Source organism: Streptomyces sp. A18, from assembly GCF_059026065.1.
Window position 1 is genome coordinate 223,258 of the sequence record NZ_JBWLKL010000009.1, and the last position, 14,514, is coordinate 237,771.

Annotated in this window: 12 protein-coding genes and 1 pseudogene; 7 read left to right on the forward strand and 6 right to left on the reverse strand. The window is 70.9% G+C overall.

Features of this window, described 5'->3' with window-relative positions:
- Nucleotides 1-101 precede the first annotated feature (101 nt).
- Entirely contained in the window at nucleotides 102-695 is a 594-nt protein-coding gene (locus AC5P1C_RS17655) for a histidine phosphatase family protein (protein ID WP_493866848.1), read from the forward strand.
- Nucleotides 696-759: 64 nt separating this feature from the next.
- Here AC5P1C_RS17655 and AC5P1C_RS17660 read toward each other — a convergent pair whose 3' ends face one another.
- Nucleotides 760-2,205, reverse strand: a complete 1,446-nt coding sequence (locus AC5P1C_RS17660) for an NsdA family TPR-like regulatory protein (RefSeq protein ID WP_493866781.1) — start codon at nucleotides 2,203-2,205, stop codon at nucleotides 760-762.
- Between the two features lie 268 nt (nucleotides 2,206-2,473).
- On the opposite strand from AC5P1C_RS17660, the gene AC5P1C_RS17665 reads away from it, so the two are divergent.
- On the forward strand, nucleotides 2,474-2,968 hold the full coding sequence (locus AC5P1C_RS17665) for a hypothetical protein (protein ID WP_493866782.1): 495 nt from the start codon (nucleotides 2,474-2,476) through the stop codon (nucleotides 2,966-2,968).
- Between the two features lie 77 nt (nucleotides 2,969-3,045).
- Nucleotides 3,046-3,906 (forward strand): spermidine synthase, encoded by an 861-nt coding sequence (locus AC5P1C_RS17670; RefSeq protein ID WP_493866783.1) that lies wholly within the window; start codon nucleotides 3,046-3,048, stop codon nucleotides 3,904-3,906.
- Nucleotides 3,907-3,922: 16 nt separating this feature from the next.
- Here the strand turns inward: AC5P1C_RS17670 and AC5P1C_RS17675 are convergent, their stop codons facing one another.
- Nucleotides 3,923-4,453, reverse strand: a complete 531-nt coding sequence (locus AC5P1C_RS17675; protein WP_493866784.1) for a hypothetical protein — start codon at nucleotides 4,451-4,453, stop codon at nucleotides 3,923-3,925.
- Between the two features lie 87 nt (nucleotides 4,454-4,540).
- Here AC5P1C_RS17675 and AC5P1C_RS17680 point away from each other — a divergent pair, with 87 nt between their 5' ends.
- The 3 genes and pseudogenes from AC5P1C_RS17680 to AC5P1C_RS17690 all read left to right on the forward strand — a co-directional run.
- The gene (locus AC5P1C_RS17680) at nucleotides 4,541-5,230 is read left to right on the forward strand and encodes a response regulator transcription factor (protein ID WP_493866785.1); all 690 of its coding nucleotides are present in this window, start codon (nucleotides 4,541-4,543) and stop codon (nucleotides 5,228-5,230) included.
- Complete coding sequence (locus AC5P1C_RS17685; RefSeq protein WP_493866786.1) at nucleotides 5,227-6,615, forward strand: sensor histidine kinase; 1,389 nt, start codon at nucleotides 5,227-5,229, stop codon at nucleotides 6,613-6,615. The genes AC5P1C_RS17680 and AC5P1C_RS17685 overlap by 4 nt, the downstream gene beginning before the upstream one ends.
- Before the next feature lie 343 nt (nucleotides 6,616-6,958).
- A pseudogene (locus AC5P1C_RS17690) lies at nucleotides 6,959-7,903 on the forward strand (chitinase); the annotation flags it as partial.
- An 83-nt stretch (nucleotides 7,904-7,986) separates the two neighbouring features.
- Here AC5P1C_RS17690 and AC5P1C_RS17695 read toward each other — a convergent pair.
- The 4 genes from AC5P1C_RS17695 to AC5P1C_RS17710 form a co-directional block, all read right to left on the reverse strand.
- Entirely contained in the window at nucleotides 7,987-9,408 is a 1,422-nt protein-coding gene (locus AC5P1C_RS17695) for a GH1 family beta-glucosidase (RefSeq protein WP_493866787.1), read from the reverse strand.
- Between the two features lie 127 nt (nucleotides 9,409-9,535).
- Nucleotides 9,536-10,486: a carbohydrate ABC transporter permease gene (locus AC5P1C_RS17700; RefSeq protein ID WP_493866788.1), complete on the reverse strand. Its 951-nt coding sequence runs from the start codon at nucleotides 10,484-10,486 to the stop codon at nucleotides 9,536-9,538.
- Entirely contained in the window at nucleotides 10,483-11,487 is a 1,005-nt protein-coding gene (locus AC5P1C_RS17705) for a carbohydrate ABC transporter permease (RefSeq protein ID WP_493866789.1), read from the reverse strand. The genes AC5P1C_RS17700 and AC5P1C_RS17705 overlap by 4 nt, the downstream gene beginning before the upstream one ends.
- 5 nt (nucleotides 11,488-11,492) lie before the next feature.
- Nucleotides 11,493-12,806, reverse strand: a complete 1,314-nt coding sequence (locus AC5P1C_RS17710) for an ABC transporter substrate-binding protein (protein ID WP_493866790.1) — start codon at nucleotides 12,804-12,806, stop codon at nucleotides 11,493-11,495.
- A 347-nt stretch (nucleotides 12,807-13,153) separates the two neighbouring features.
- Between AC5P1C_RS17710 and AC5P1C_RS17715 the strand changes: the two genes are divergently transcribed.
- The gene (locus AC5P1C_RS17715; protein ID WP_493866791.1) at nucleotides 13,154-14,209 is read left to right on the forward strand and encodes a LacI family DNA-binding transcriptional regulator; all 1,056 of its coding nucleotides are present in this window, start codon (nucleotides 13,154-13,156) and stop codon (nucleotides 14,207-14,209) included.
- Nucleotides 14,210-14,514: the final 305 nt, after the last annotated feature.

Genomic DNA, 14,514 nt, shown 5'->3' on the forward strand with positions numbered 1-14,514 from the left:
GATGATGGAAGGTACGGACAGCTCTCTGTCCACAGAATTCGCTCTATGACAGCTGATGGTCGCGACCGATGACGACGACCGTCGGCCCGGAAAGGCTCGACATGGCACCGCGCATCCTGCTGGCCCGACATGGACAGACGGAGTGGTCCCTGTCCGGGAAGCACACCGGCAGGACGGACGTCCCGCTCCTCGAAGAGGGCCGTGACGGCGCGAAGCTCCTGGGCGAGCGCCTGCACCGCGCCCCCTTCGACGGCCTCCCGGACGCGGAGGTGCGCACAAGCCCCCTCTCCCGCGCGCGGGAGACCTGCGAGATCGCCGGCTTCGGGGACCGTGCCACCACCTGGGACGCGCTCATGGAGTGGGACTACGGCTCCTACGAGGGCATGACCCCGGCCGAGATCCAGGGCGTACGCCCCGGCTGGTTCATCTGGCGCGACGGCGTCCCCCGGGGCGAGACCCTGGAACAGATCACCGCCCGCGCGGACGAGGTGGTCTCCTGGGCGCGCAGCGCCGACCGCGACGTCATGGTCTTCGCGCACGGGCACATCCTGCGGTCCATCGGCGCGCGCTGGCTGGGTCTCGGCGTCGACTTCGCCGCCCGCATCCGCCTCAACCCGACCTCGATCTCCACCCTCGGCTGGGCCTACGGCGAACCGGCCGTCGAGTCGTGGAACGACACCGGGCACCTGGCGTAGCAGCCGCAGGAAGTACGGCTGTCCAGGCGGCCCGCGGCAAGGACTTGACGGCCCGCGGCAAGCACTAGACGGCCCGCGGCAAGGAAGCGTGCCGCTCCAGGAAGCCGCACACCCCCGAGGCCCGCCGGTGCGGAAGCAGCACCCGGGCCGTCGTGGCGAGCATCGACTGGATGCGCGACGACTGCACCTCGTCCAGGAGCCCGAGCACCCGCAGGCCCGCCGTCGCCGCCTCGTCCGGGCGGCCCGCGCGGGCCAGATCGTCGGCGAGCTCCGCCGTGTAGAGGGCGATGTTCCGGGTGAACTGCGGGGTCTGCGTCGAGGCCACGCCCGCGGCGCGCCGCGCGTGCCCGGCCGCCCGATCCCAGTCGCCGAGCGCCGACCAGCACTGTGCCTCCAGGCCCTCCAGCTCGGCGGGGCCGTAGAAGGTCATCCACTCCGGGTCGGCGTCCGATGGGCCCCGGTCGAACAGGGCGTGCGCGCGGGTCAGCGACTGTTCGCAGCCCGCCCGGTCGCCGAGCCCCGCCCAGCCCCCGGCCTCGCGCAGCGCCAGGAGCGAGAGCAGCCGCGGCGAGGCGAGGTGCCGGGCGGCCCGCGTCGCCGCCTGGGACGCCCGCACCGCCTCCCGGGGCCGTCCGGCGTCGCGGGCCAGGAAGGCCGTATTGCAGAAGGCGTGTGCCTCCAGAGCCGGATCGGAGGCCATCCGGGCCGTGGCGAGAGCCTCCGCGTAGTGCGAGCGCGCGTCGTCGAAGCGGCCCGAGTCGTGCGCCAACCAGCCCACGGAGATGGCCAGTTCACCGGCGCCCGCGTGCAGCCTGTCCGCCGTGGACTGGCGGGTGGTGCCGGCGTCGAGCAGGGCGTAGGCGGTCCGCAGCGGGGCGGCGGCGCGGCGGTAGAGGCCGTCGGCGCCGTGCCGGTCGTCGAGCAACCGGATCTTCCGTACGGCTTCCTCGACCGCGCTCACCTCGGCCTCGCCCGCCCGGCCGCCGCGCTGGGCGGTGGCTTGTGCGGGGTTCTGGGCGGCGAGCCCGAAGGGTCCCAAAGAGGCGGCGGCCGCGGTGGCCGTACCGCTCATGAATGCGCGACGCCGCACGTCGCTCTCCTCATGGATCTGGATCTCGTACGGGTCGCACTCGTGCGTTTCGGGGCCGTCGGGCCCGGACGGAGAAGACTCATACAGCTGGATCGTGGTGTGTGATGTGGGCGCTTGGGATTCGGCGCGCGCCCCCCGCCCGCGGACCGCGGAGCGGGGCGCGAACCCCAGGTCCGTCAGCGTGCGGCCGGGGAACATGTGCAGGAACACCCGCTCGTACGCGTAGTTGGGGCAGCGGATCTCGCCCGCCTCGACGCGTCCGATGTAACGGGCGTCGCAGCTGACGCGCTCACCGATCTCGCGAGCCGCCCGGCGGATCACGGCGGCGAACTCGCCCGGCGAGCGCTGTCCGCGCAGATGCCGGAAGAGAAGATTCGGTCGTGGGGACGGAGTTGACGATGCCATCGGTGACGACGCCATGGCCTGACCCTCTCGTACGGATCGTGCCGGAGTTGCGCCGGATCCTGTGGATCCGGCGATGCTGCCCCTGTTCCGGCGGAGCACGAACGTACCCGCTGTGACGGCGACGGCACGCAGAGTTTGGCTACAAACCGGATATCTCACCCACGATCTGCCATGAAGTGCCATCCTTTGCGGCGGCATTGCGCCGTAGCTGTTGACGCCGTGCCGCGTTGAACCATGAGGAGAGGGAGCGACGCGGCTTCCGTCCTTGCGAGGAGGGGTCCCCTTGTTGGAGATCAGCGTGGAGAACGGTGAATCGCGGGCGTCGTCGACCACCGCACGGCACGTGCCGAGCCAGGACCGCAGCGCACCACCACAGCAGGGCGTCCGGCCCGCCGAGGCCACCGAACCCCCCGACTGCTGCGATCTCGTCACCGTCCCGGCCCGCCAGGGCCTGGAGGCGGTCGACATCCTGCGCCGCGGGGCGGGCGACGCCGTCGGCCCCGTCCTGCACGACGGGGGCTGCGACACCCTCGGCTTCCTGGTCCCGTCCGGCACCGCCGACGCCTGGGACCTGCCGGGCAGCGCCTGTACGCAGACCTTCGGCCGCGGCCTGCGCCTGCCCGCCGAGCCGGAGCCCGTTCCCCCGCCGCCCCCGGTCGCGGGGACCGGCTGGCTGCTGCCGCCCGACGAGACCGATCCGGTCACCGACCCCGCCGTTCTGCGCGCTGCGCTCGGCCAGGCGGCCCGCACGATCGAGGCCGCCGACAACTGCCGCTGAGCCCGCGGTGGAGCCGGTGGACGGCGGTGCTCCAAGGTCATCGAGCCGCGCCGTCCGCGTACGCCGATAATGGTCCGATGGCACGGAACAGGCGATCCCGGGAAGAGGCACAAGCCGTCGTCGAGAAGGTGGACGGCGGACTTGCCGAGCTGATGCCCGACCGGGACAGGCCGCGCGCGTGGACGCTGCTCGTGGACGGTGCCCCGCAGTCCCACGTCGACCTCGACGACCCCGCGTATCTCGACTTCGAGTACCAGCGCAGGCTCGGCCACGTCGCCGACCTGGTCGCCCCGGCGGGCAAGCCGATCCAGGCCCTGCACCTCGGCGGCGGCGCCTTCACCCTCGCCCGGTACATAGCCGCCACCCGCCCCCGTTCCACCCAGCAGGTCATCGAGCGCGACACGACGCTCATCCAACTGGTGCGCCGCGAGCTGCCGTTGGACCCGCAGGCGCGCGTCCGGGTGCGCGGTACGGACGCCCGCGAAGGGCTCGCGAAGATCGCGGACGGCTGGGCCGACCTCGTCATAGCCGACGTCTTCAGCGGCGCCCGCACCCCCGCGCACCTCACCAGCTCCGAGTTCCTCGGCGACGTACGCAGGGTCCTGAAGCCCGGCGGGCTCTATGCGGCGAACCTCGCCGACGGGCCGCCGCTCGCGCATCTGCGCGGCCAGCTCGCCACCGCCGCCGCCCTCTTCCCGGAGCTCGCGCTCATCGCCGACCCGGCGGTGCTGCGCGGCAAGCGCTTCGGCAACGCGGTGCTCGTCGCATCGGACGTGCCGCTGCCCGTCGCCGAGCTGACCCGGCGCAGCGCGGGGGACTCGCATCCGGCGCGGGTCGAGCACGGCAGGGCGCTCGTCGACTTCAGCGGGGGAGCGGTGGCGGTCACGGACGCGAGCGCGGTGGCGTCGCCGGCGCCGCCGCCTTCGGTGTTCCGCTGAAGCGTCGCCGGCCCGGTCAGTACTCGTTGATGTCGACAGCCGGGGCGTGGTCGTGCCACGTGCAGAACACCGAGACCTTGTCGGCGCCCGCCGTGAACTCCACCCGGATCCAGGTGTCCTGCTTCCACACCTGCACCGACCAGCCCGCCGCCGGGGTCGCCGAGACCAGCGTCGCGGAGTCCTTGCCGAGGTCGAAGACCACCCGGCCGCCCTTGGTGGAGTAGCTCTTCACGTTGCCGGGTGTGGGGGCGGGCGTGGAGGGGGTGCTCGGTTTGCTCGTCCTCGTCCTGGACGGCTTGCTCTCGGGGGGTTTCGCCGATTTCGACGGCTTCTTCGACTTCGACGGTGAAGGGGTCGGCGTCGGATCCGGGCGGTGCGTGGAGGACGAGAGCGGCTCGGCGCGGTCGCCGTCGGCGGCCAGCGGGACGGCACGCGGCGGGTCGTAGGCGGTGCCCGCCATGACCGTGTGGACACCCCACCAGGAGAGCGTGACCGCCGCGCCGGTGGCCAGCGACCAAGCTATCGCGTGTATGAGTCCTCTGCGCATCGCGAGCCATACTGCACCACCGGAGCCGCCGGTGTCCCCCGTCTCCCGGGAGGACCGGGGTCACTCATATGGCGTACGGTGCCGCCCATGGCAAGTGTGCTCGTCGTCGAGGATGACCAGTTCGTACGCTCCGCACTCATCCGGCATCTGACCGAGGCATCGCACACCGTGCGCAGCGTCGGCACCGCCCTGGAGGCGCTGCGCGAGGTGGCCCATTTCCGTTTCGACGTGGTGATCCTCGACCTCGGTCTGCCCGATCTCGACGGTTCCGAGGCGCTGAAGATGCTGCGAGGGATCACCGACGTACCCGTGATCATCGCCACCGCGCGTGACGACGAGACCGAGATCGTCAGGCTCCTGAACGACGGCGCCGACGACTACCTGACCAAGCCCTTCTCCGTCGAGCACCTCTCGGCCCGGATGGCCGCGGTCCTGCGCCGCTCGCGCGTCACGGCGGGCGAGGCACCGCCGAGCAGGGAGATACGGGTCGGGGGGCTAGCCATCGATCCGCTGCGCCGCCAGGCGGAACTGGACGGGGCGCGGCTGGACCTGACCCGGCGCGAGTTCGACCTCCTTGCCTTCCTCGCCGGGCGCCCCGGCGTCGTCGTACCGCGCAAGGAACTGCTCGCCGAGGTGTGGCAGCAGAGCTATGGGGACGACCAGACCATCGACGTACATCTGTCGTGGCTGCGCAGGAAACTGGGCGAAACCGCCGCGAGCCCGCGCTATCTGCACACGCTGCGGGGTGTCGGCGTCAAGCTGGAGCCACCGCTGTGAGGTGGGCACTCGTCAAGGTGTGCCTGGCCGTCACGACGATGGTCGTGGTGGCCTTCGCGGTTCCGCTCGGGCTCGTCATCCAGGAGATGGCCCGGGACCGCGCCTTCTCGAACGCCGAGCGGCACGCCGCCGGCATGGGCCCCACGCTCTCCATCACCACCGACCGCGACCAGCTGACGCGGGCCGTCGCCACGTCCGAGGCGGGCGGCGAGGGCCGGATGGCCGTGTATGTGCCGCCCATCGACCGGGCACCCGCCCTGGAGATCGGCGACCGGCGGGCGGACGCGCACGCGGTGGAGACCACACGCAAGGAGGGCCGCGCGCGCACGGCGACGGTCGAGGGCGGCTTCGCGCTGCTCCAGCCGACGGCGCTGAGCTCCGGCCAGATCGCCGTGGTCGAGATCTTCGTGCCCGAGGGCGCGGTGAGCAACGGCGTGACCACGGCGTGGCTGGTGCTCGCCGGGGTCGGCGTCGCGCTGATCATCGGGTCCGTGGCGGTGGCGGACCGCCTGGGCGTCCGCATGGTCCAGCCCGCCAAGCGGCTCGTGGGCGCGGCGCGGTCCCTCGGGGAGGGAACGCTGGGCGCGCGGGTCCCGGAGGAGGGGCCGACCGAACTGCGCCTGGCGGCGGTGGCGTTCAACTCCATGGCGGACCAGGTGGTCCAACTCCTCGCGAACGAGCGGGAGCTGGCGGCGGACCTGTCGCACCGCCTGCGCACTCCGCTGACGGTCCTTCGGCTCAACGCGGCGTCCCTGGGGGACGGCCCGGCGGCCGAGCAGACCCGTATCGCGGTGGAGAAACTGGAGCGCGAGGTCGATACGATCATCCGCACCGCCCGCGACGCCAAGCCGCAGACCGTCAACGTCGGCCCCGGCGCGGGCTGCGACGCGTCCGAGGTGATCCAGGAGCGCATGGCGTTCTGGTCGGCGCTCGCGGAGGACGAGGGGCGTGAGGTGCGGGTCGCGGGAGTGGAACGGCCGGTGTGGATCCCGGTGGCGCGCCCCGAACTGGTCGCCTCCCTGGACGCGTTGCTCGGCAACGTCTTCCGGCACACGCGGGAGGGGGCGGCGTTCGCGGTGGACGTGCACAGCGGCGAGGACGCGGTGATTGTTCTGGTGTCGGACGCGGGAGCGGGGATCGCCGATCCTGAGGCCGCGTTGGCGCGGGGCGCGGGATCGGGGGCCGATGGGTCCACTGGCCTGGGGCTTGACATCGTGCGGCAGCTGGCGGAGTCCACCGGTGGCGATGTCCGTATCGGGCGGTCCGTGCTGGGCGGCACGGAGGTGCGGATCTGGATTCAGCTGGACGGGCGCCGGCCTGTCGCCGGGGGCCGTGGTCACGGGGGTTCTGTACGTCGGCGTAAGCGCACCCCGAGCGTGCGCTAGGCCTTGCGGCCGGGGGCGGTTCAGGCCTGTGCCGCCCGCTTCGCGGCGGATCTTTCCCACCCACCGACCCACCCGATCACCCGGCAGCTCCCCGGCGACCTTTAACCACCCCCGATCGCTCCCTTAAGCCCGCCCTAAGATCCAGTGCAGAGACCGAATTGCCCGCTGTGTCGCGTCGCCGCGGGGCTAGGTTGCTGACGCACCCCCACCCCCACCCCCGCACAGCTAAGGCAGGCACGCGATGAGCAGCACGCATCGGCGCACGGTGAGCACCAAGTCCAAGGTCATAGGCGGGCTCGTGGCCGCCGGCCTCATCGGCGGCGGCGCTTTCCTCTTCTCCGGGACGGCCCTCGCGACCAAGGCCCCCGCGGAGAAGACCCCCGCCAAGGCGGCCACCCCGGCCAAGTTCGCCCCGTTCGTGGACACTTCACTCGCCCCCGCGTACGACCTCGTCGACACCGCGGCCAAGACCGGCGTGAAGGAGTTCACGCTCGCCTTCATCACCTCCGGCGGCAGCTGCGAGCCCCTGTGGGGCGGCACCACCGGGCTCGACGACGACAAGGTCGCCTCGCAGATCGGCGACCTGCGGGCCAAGGGCGGCGACGTACGCGTGTCCTTCGGCGGCGCCGCGGGATCCGAGCTCGGCCTCAAGTGCAACAGCGCCGACGAGCTGGCCAAGGCGTACGGCAAGGTCATCGACAAGTACAAGCTGACCAAGGTCGACTTCGACATCGAGGGCGCCGCCCTGCCCGACACCGCTGCCAACACCCGCCGCGCACAGGCCATCGCGCAGCTGCAGAAGGACCACGAGGGCCTGGACGTCTCGTTCACGCTGCCCGTCATGCCCGAGGGTCTGACCCAGCCGGGCGTCGACCTCGTCGCCGACGCCAAGAAGAACGGCGTGAAGGTTTCCGCCGTCAACATCATGGCGATGGACTACGGGCCGTCCTACAGCGGTGACATGGGCCAGTACGCCATCGACGCCGCGACCGCCACGCAGAAGCAGATCAAGGGCGCCCTGGACCTGTCCGACGAGGCGGCCTGGAAGACCGTCGCCGTCACGCCGATGATCGGCGTGAACGACGTCACCACCGAGATCTTCAAGGTCGACGACGCCACCGAGCTGGTGAAGTTCGCCGAGGAGAAGGGCATCGGCTGGCTGGCGATGTGGTCGTCCACCCGCGACAAGGCCTGCGAGGGCGGCGCCAACAACGGTGCGCAGCCGACCTGTTCGTCCATCGAGCAGGAGCCGCTCGCCTTCACGAAGGCGTTCGCCGCCTACAAGTAGTCCCACGGCAACAGAGCCACCACCCCCCCACGGCGCCTCGACCGGCATCCCCCCACCCGGTCGGGGCGCCCACCTCTGCGGGGTCAGCCCACGGCGCCCTCCAGCGGCAGCTCACCGGCGGCCGCGACCGCCGCGTACCAGTGGGCGCTGGACTTCGGGACGCGGGCCTGCGTCTCGTAGTCGACGTATACCGCGCCGAAGCGCTTGCCGTAGCCGTACGACCACTCGAAGTTGTCCATGAGGGACCAGAGGTAGTAGCCGCGGACGTCGGCGCCGTCCGTGATGGCCCCGCGGACGGCGGCCAAGTGGCCGTGGAGGTAGGCGATGCGCTCCGGGTCGTGGACGCGGCCGTCCGCGTCGGGCTTGTCGTCGTAGGCCGCGCCGTTCTCGGTGACGTACAGCGGGAGGCCCGGTGCCTCCCGGCTGTAGCGCATGATCAGCTCGTGCAGGCCCGTCGGGTCGATGGTCCAGCCCATCTCGGTGCGGTCGCCCGGCGTCTGGTGGAAGGCCACGTCGTCGGAGCCGGGCCACGGGGAGTGGTCGCTCGCGCCGTGCCCGTCGTTGCGTGCGTTCGCGGGGTCGCCCTGAGCGGCCGAGACCAGCGCGGGCGTGTAGTAGTTCAGGCCGAGCGCGTCCAGCGGCTGGTGCGCGGCGGCCAGGTCGCCCTCGTGCACGAAGGACCAGTCGGTGATGCGTGCCGTGTCGGTGAGCAGGTCCGCCGGGTAGGCGCCGTGCAGCATCGGGCCGTGGAAGATGCCGTTGGCGAGGTTGTCGATGCGGCGGCGTGCGTCCAGGTCCGCGGGGCTGTCCGAAAACGCCCTGACCACGGACGAGTTGAGGCTCACCGCGACCCGGGCGCGGGCCGGCAGGGCGGCGCGCAGCGCCTGTGTGCCCAGGCCGTGCGCGAGGTTGAGGTGGTGCGCGGCCTGCAGCGCGGCGGCCGGGTCGGTGCGGCCGGGTGCGTGCACGCCGGAGCCGTAGCCCAGGAAGGCGCTGCACCACGGCTCGTTGAGGGTGATCCACGACTCGACGCGGTCACCGAGCGCCTCGGCGACGAAGCCCGCGTACTCCGCGAACCGGTACGCGGTCTCGCGCGCCGGCCAGCCGCCCGCGTCCTCCAACTCCTGCGGCAGGTCCCAGTGGTAGAGGGTCAGGGCGGGTTTGATGCCCTTGCCGAGCAGCTCGTCCACCAGCCGCCGGTAGAAGTCGAGGCCGCGCTGCACGGCGGGACCGCGGCCGGTGGGCTGGACCCGGGACCAGGAGACGGAGAAGCGGTAGGCGTTCAGGCCGAGGTCCGCCATGAGCGCCACGTCGTCGCGGTAGCGGTGGTAGTGCTCGACGGCCACGTCACCGGTGTCGCCGTCGGCCGTCCTGCCGGGCGTGTGGCTGAAGGTGTCCCAGATGGAGGGGGTGCGGCCGTCTTCGCGTACGGCGCCCTCGATCTGGTACGCGGACGTGGCCGCGCCCCAGAGGAAATCGGTCGGAAAGGTGAGGGATTCAGGCATGGAAGCGCTCCCATGGAAGGGGGGAAGGACAAGGAAGAGAAAGGGGAGAAGGGGAGATGTGGTGACCAGGGCCGAGGTGGCGGCGGCTCGGCCCTGGCTGGAGGGATACGGCGGCCGGGGCGGGGCCTCAGCCCTTGACGGCGCCCTGCATGATGCCGCTCACGATCTGCTTGCCGAAGAGGATGAATGCCAGGAGCAGCGGCAGTGTGCCGAGCAGTGCGCCCGCCATGATCACCGCACGGTCCGGGATGTAGCCCGTACCGAGGGAGTTGAGCGCCACCTGCACGGTGGGGTTCGACTGGTTCAGGGCGATGATCGGCCAGAGGAAGTCGTTCCAGGCCATGACGAACGTCAGCAGACCCAGGACCGCCATCGCGGGCCGCGCCGCCGGGAACACCACGTGCCAGATGATCCGCAGGCTGCTCGCCCCGTCCATCCGGGCCGCCTCGATGAGCTCGCTCGGCAGCGCCTGAAGGAGGTACTGCCGCATGAAGAACACCCCGAAGGCGCTCACGAACGTCGGCAGGATCACCGCCTGCAGCTGATTGGTCCACTGCAGGTCGGCGACCCACAGATAGAGCGGTACGACACTCAGCTGCGGCGGCACCATCATCGTGCCGATCGTCAGGAGGAGCAGCAGACCGCTGAACCTGAACTTCAGCTTGGCGAAGGCGAATCCGGCGATCGTGGAGAACAGGACGGTGCCGATCGTGATGCTGCCCGCCACGATCGTGGTGTTGAGCATCGCGTCGCCCAGGCTCGCCTCGGTCCAGGCCCGCTCCAGGTTCTTGAAGAGGTTCCCGCCGAACCACACGGGCGGCGGGGTCTGGGCGAGCCGCCCGCTGGTCCGCGACGCCGCGATCGCCGTCCAGATCAGCGGGGCCAGTGAGACGGCGGTGAACAGCGTGAGCACGATGTAGGTCACGGGCCCCGCGTGCATCGTGCGCCCGGCCTTGAGCCCGAGTGGGCGGCCCGACTTCCGGGCGGGGGCACGGTCCGTCTTCGGGCTCGTGACCACATCGGCCGGCGCGTCGTCCGTGGCGAGGTCGGTCGTCGGGCCCGTGGTGCGGGACTTCATTGGGCCTTCCTCAGACGTCGGGCGATCAGCAGATTGACCGCGGCGATGAGCAGCAGGATCACGAGCATCAGCCAGGCGACGGCCGAAGCGCGCCCCAGATGGCCGTTGATCCAGCCCTGGTCGTACAGATAGAGACCCAGCGTCTGGAACTGGTGGTCCGCGCCGCCCTTGGACCCGGCCGTACCACCGAACAGCAGTGGCTCGCCGAAGAGTTGGGTCGCACCGATGGTCGAGACGACCACCGTGAACAGGATCGTCGGGCGCAGCATCGGGATCGTCACGTGTCGGAACTGCTGCCAGCGCGACGCGCCGTCCAGCGAGGCCGACTCGTACAGGTCGTGCGGCACGGCCTGCATCGCCGCCAGGTAGATCAGCGCGTTGTAGCCGGTCCACCGCCAGATGACGATCGACGACACCGCGAACTGCGAACCCCACGACGATTCACGCCAGTTGATGGGATCGATGCCGATGGACCCGGCCAGCCAGTTGACCATGCCGCCGTCCCAGGCGAAGAGCAGCGTGAAGACCAGTGAGGCGCTCGCGACGGACGTGGCGTACGGAGCGAGCATCGCCACGCGCCACAGAGTGGAGCCGCGCAGCTTGTAGTTGAGCAGATGCGCGATACCGAGCGCGACGGCGAGCTGGGGGACGGTGGAGATGACACCGATGGTGAAGGTGTTGCCGAGAGCGTTCCAGAAGTAGTCGCTCTGCAGCAGGTTGGTGTAGTTCTCCAGGCCGATCCAGGTGCTGCCGTCGAGGTCGGTCAGCGACAGACGGTGCAGCGACGCCCAGCCCGTGTAGAGCAGCGGGAACAGCCCGAAGGCGCCGAAGAAGAGGAAGAACGGGGCGACGAAGACATACGGCGACGCCTTTATGTCCCAGCGGTACAGGCGGCTGCGCCACGAGGACGTGGGGGAGTCCTTGCGGATCCCGGACGCGGCCGGGGCCGCGTCCCCCTCGCCGGGGGACGCGGTCTCGGCGTACTCAGTGGTCTCGGACATGGGCGTCACTGTCCCAGAACATCCTTGATCTCTTCCTGAGCGGCCTTCCAGCCCTCCGCCGGGGACTTGCCCTGTTGCTCCACCTGGAGGACACCGATGTCCGTGATGGACTGGCCGATCTGGGCGTCCTTGATGCCGTAGACGGCCGCGGGGGTGTTCTCCGCGATGCCGGCGAAGGTCTCCGTGATGGGGGCGTCGTTGAAGTACGCCTTGGTCGCGGGCGACGGCTTCAGCGAGTCATAGACCGACGGGGTGGACGGGAAGCTGGCCTGCTTGGCGAAGACCTTCGCGAGCTGTTCGGGCTGGGTCAGCCAGACGGCGAGCTCGGTCGCCTCCTTCTTGTGCTTGCCCGCGCTCGGCACCCCGAGGAACGTTCCGCCCCAGTTGCCGTCCGTGGGCGCCTTGGCCATGTCCCACTGGCCCTTGCCCTCCGGGCCCGTCTTCTCCTGGATGTAACCGGCCATCCACGCGGGGCAGGCCACGGTGGCGAACTTGGCGTTGGCGAAGCCCTGGTCCCACGTCGGGTCGAACTGCTTGAGCTTGGAGGACATGCCGCCCTGCGCGACCTTCATCGCCGCGTCCCAGGCGTCCTTGCGGCCCTGGCTGTCCTGGTAGATCTCCTTGCCGCCCTTGTCGTAGTACCGCTCTTTCGCACCGGCGAAGACGGCGTTGTAGACACTGGAGGCGGAGTCGACGAACTTGGTGCCCTTGGGCGCCTTCTTCATGTACTTCTCGCCGAGCGCGACGTACTTGTCCCAGTCGCCGGCCCACGCCTTGGCGAGCTCCTCGCGGTCGGTGGGAAGGCCCGCCTTCTCGAAGAGGTCCTTGCGGTAACAGAGCGCCGTCGGGCCGATGTCGACGCCGAGGCCGATCGTCTTGCCGTCCTCGGTGGTGGCCTGCTTCCACTTCCAGTCGAGGTACGTGGCCTTGTCCACGCCCTCGGCCTTGCCCAGGTCCTCGAACTTGGCGCCCTGGGTCTGCACGACCTCGGTGATGTTGCTGACCTCTATGGCGGCGACGTCGTTCACGCCCGCGCCCGACTGGAGCTGGGTGAGCAGCTTCGGGTAGTAGGCGTCGTTGCGCTCGATGACGTTCTCTTTGATCTTGATGTTCGGGTGCGACTTCTCGTACTCGTCGTAGAGACCTGCCTGCTTCAGGCCCAGGACGCCGAACGTGCCCACATTGAGCGTGACCTTGCCGTCGCCGCCCTCCGAGCCGCTCTCGTCATCGCTGGAACAACCGGCCAGCAGACTGCCGGCCAGCGCGGTCACGGCCGCGAAGGCCACCAGCCGACCGGATCGGCGGGAACTCGTGCGCATTGCGTCCTCCTGTTGCCTGACGTGCCGACCCCCCGGCCAACTGCACTTCTTGCCCCGTTGTTTGAGTCTGCGGCGCGGGCGGGGAACGTGCGGGATGTGTACGTGTCAGGTAGTGTGGGAGCGCTCCCACAAGTGATGAGTTGAAGAGTCGTGGCTGGGAGCGGGGGTGTCAAGGGACCGGACAGCGAGATATGCCTTCAGTTATCGGGCTGTTACTCGGACCGTGCTCGGGTTGCACTCGGGCCGCTGCGAGGGAGCTCGCGCGTTCGGCCCATCCGCTCGGAGATGATCAGGCTGTTACATTCCTCTACATTCCTCGCCGGGGGAAGTGCGACGGGAGGCGGACAATGGCAGCTCACGGTGCGCGCGGCCGCAGTGGCGGGCGACCGACGCTGGAGGAGGTCGCCGCAAGGGCGGGAGTGGGCCGCGGGACGGTCTCCCGGGTGATCAACGGCTCGCCGCGGGTGAGCGAGGCGACCCGGACGGCGGTCGAGGCGGCCGTCGCGGAGCTCGGTTACGTCCCGAACACGGCGGCCCGCGCCCTCGCCGCCAACCGCACCGACGCCATCGCCCTGGTCGTGCCCGAGCCCGAGACCCGCTTCTTCGCCGAGCCGTACTTCTCCGACGTCCTGCGCGGTGTCGGGGCCGAGCTCGGCGAGACGGAGATGCAGCTGCTCCTGATCTTCGCCGGGAACGACCGCAGGCGCCAGCGCCTTGCCCAGTACCTCGCGGCCCACCGCGTCGACGGAGTCCTCCTGGTCTCGGTCCACGCCGACGACCCGCTGCCCGATCTGCTCGCCCAGCTGGAGATCCCCGCGGTGATCAGCGGCCGCCGCTCGGCCGACGAGGCGCTGCCCTCGGTCGACTCGGACAACTTCGCCGGAGCGCACTGCGCGGTGGAGCACCTCCTGACGCGGGGCCGCACGTCCATAGCCACCATCACCGGCCGCCTGGACGTCTACGGCGCCCAGCGCCGCCTGGACGGCTACCGCGCGGCGCTGTCGGACGCGGGCCGCCCGGTGGACGAGCGACTGATCGCGGCCGGCGACTTCACGGAGGAGGGCGGCCGCCGGGCGATGACGGAGCTGCTCGATGCGTGCCCCGGGATCGACGCGGTGTTCGCGGGCTCGGACGTGATGGCCGCGGGTGCCCGGCAGGTCCTCAGGGAGGCCGGGCGCCGGATACCCGACGACGTGGCGCTCGTCGGCTTCGACGACTCGGCGATCGCCCGCCACATGGACCCACCGCTGACGAGCGTGCGCCAGCCGATCGAGGAGATGGGCCGGGCGATGATCGATCTCCTGCTGGCCGAGATCGCGGACGACCGCCCGGCATCGGCCCGCCGCCTGGAGCAGCGCCAACTGGTGCTGCCGACGGAACTGGTGGAACGGGCCTCGTCCTGAGTGAGCGGCCGGCTCCGGCGGCATGAGGGACGGGCCGCCGACGCGGGAGGCAACCGACGGCCCGTACGCCCCGGGACCCCGTACCGTCACGGGCCACACGAAGCGCCACACGCACTCTGCACGGACCCCCTGCGACCGGGAAGGGTGTGCGAGGGGCGGCCATGAGGGCGGCATTCACGCCCCGTGTGAGGGCCCGCCCCGCCGAACCGCCGGCCCCGCGGGGCGCTCAGTCGCACCCGCGGTCCTACGGGCGCAGGATGGAGATAGTGGGGCTGGCGAGCGGGCTCGGCAGCCCTGAACGCCCC

Bases quoted from the DNA above. Each gene is read 5' to 3' on its own strand.
- AC5P1C_RS17660 (WP_493866781.1), bottom strand. From the start codon at position 2,205: ATGGCGTCGTCACCGATGGCATCGTCAACTCCGTCCCCACGACCGAAT.
- AC5P1C_RS17695 (WP_493866787.1), bottom strand. From the start codon at position 9,408: ATGCCTGAATCCCTCACCTTTCCGACCGATTTCCTCTGGGGCGCGGCC.
- AC5P1C_RS17670 (WP_493866783.1), top strand. From the start codon at position 3,046: ATGGCACGGAACAGGCGATCCCGGGAAGAGGCACAAGCCGTCGTCGAG.
- AC5P1C_RS17700 (WP_493866788.1), bottom strand. From the start codon at position 10,486: ATGAAGTCCCGCACCACGGGCCCGACGACCGACCTCGCCACGGACGAC.
- AC5P1C_RS17705 (WP_493866789.1), bottom strand. From the start codon at position 11,487: ATGTCCGAGACCACTGAGTACGCCGAGACCGCGTCCCCCGGCGAGGGG.
- AC5P1C_RS17715 (WP_493866791.1), top strand. From the start codon at position 13,154: ATGGCAGCTCACGGTGCGCGCGGCCGCAGTGGCGGGCGACCGACGCTG.
- AC5P1C_RS17655 (WP_493866848.1), top strand. From the start codon at position 102: ATGGCACCGCGCATCCTGCTGGCCCGACATGGACAGACGGAGTGGTCC.
- AC5P1C_RS17710 (WP_493866790.1), bottom strand. From the start codon at position 12,806: ATGCGCACGAGTTCCCGCCGATCCGGTCGGCTGGTGGCCTTCGCGGCC.
- AC5P1C_RS17680 (WP_493866785.1), top strand. From the start codon at position 4,541: ATGGCAAGTGTGCTCGTCGTCGAGGATGACCAGTTCGTACGCTCCGCA.
- AC5P1C_RS17675 (WP_493866784.1), bottom strand. From the start codon at position 4,453: ATGCGCAGAGGACTCATACACGCGATAGCTTGGTCGCTGGCCACCGGC.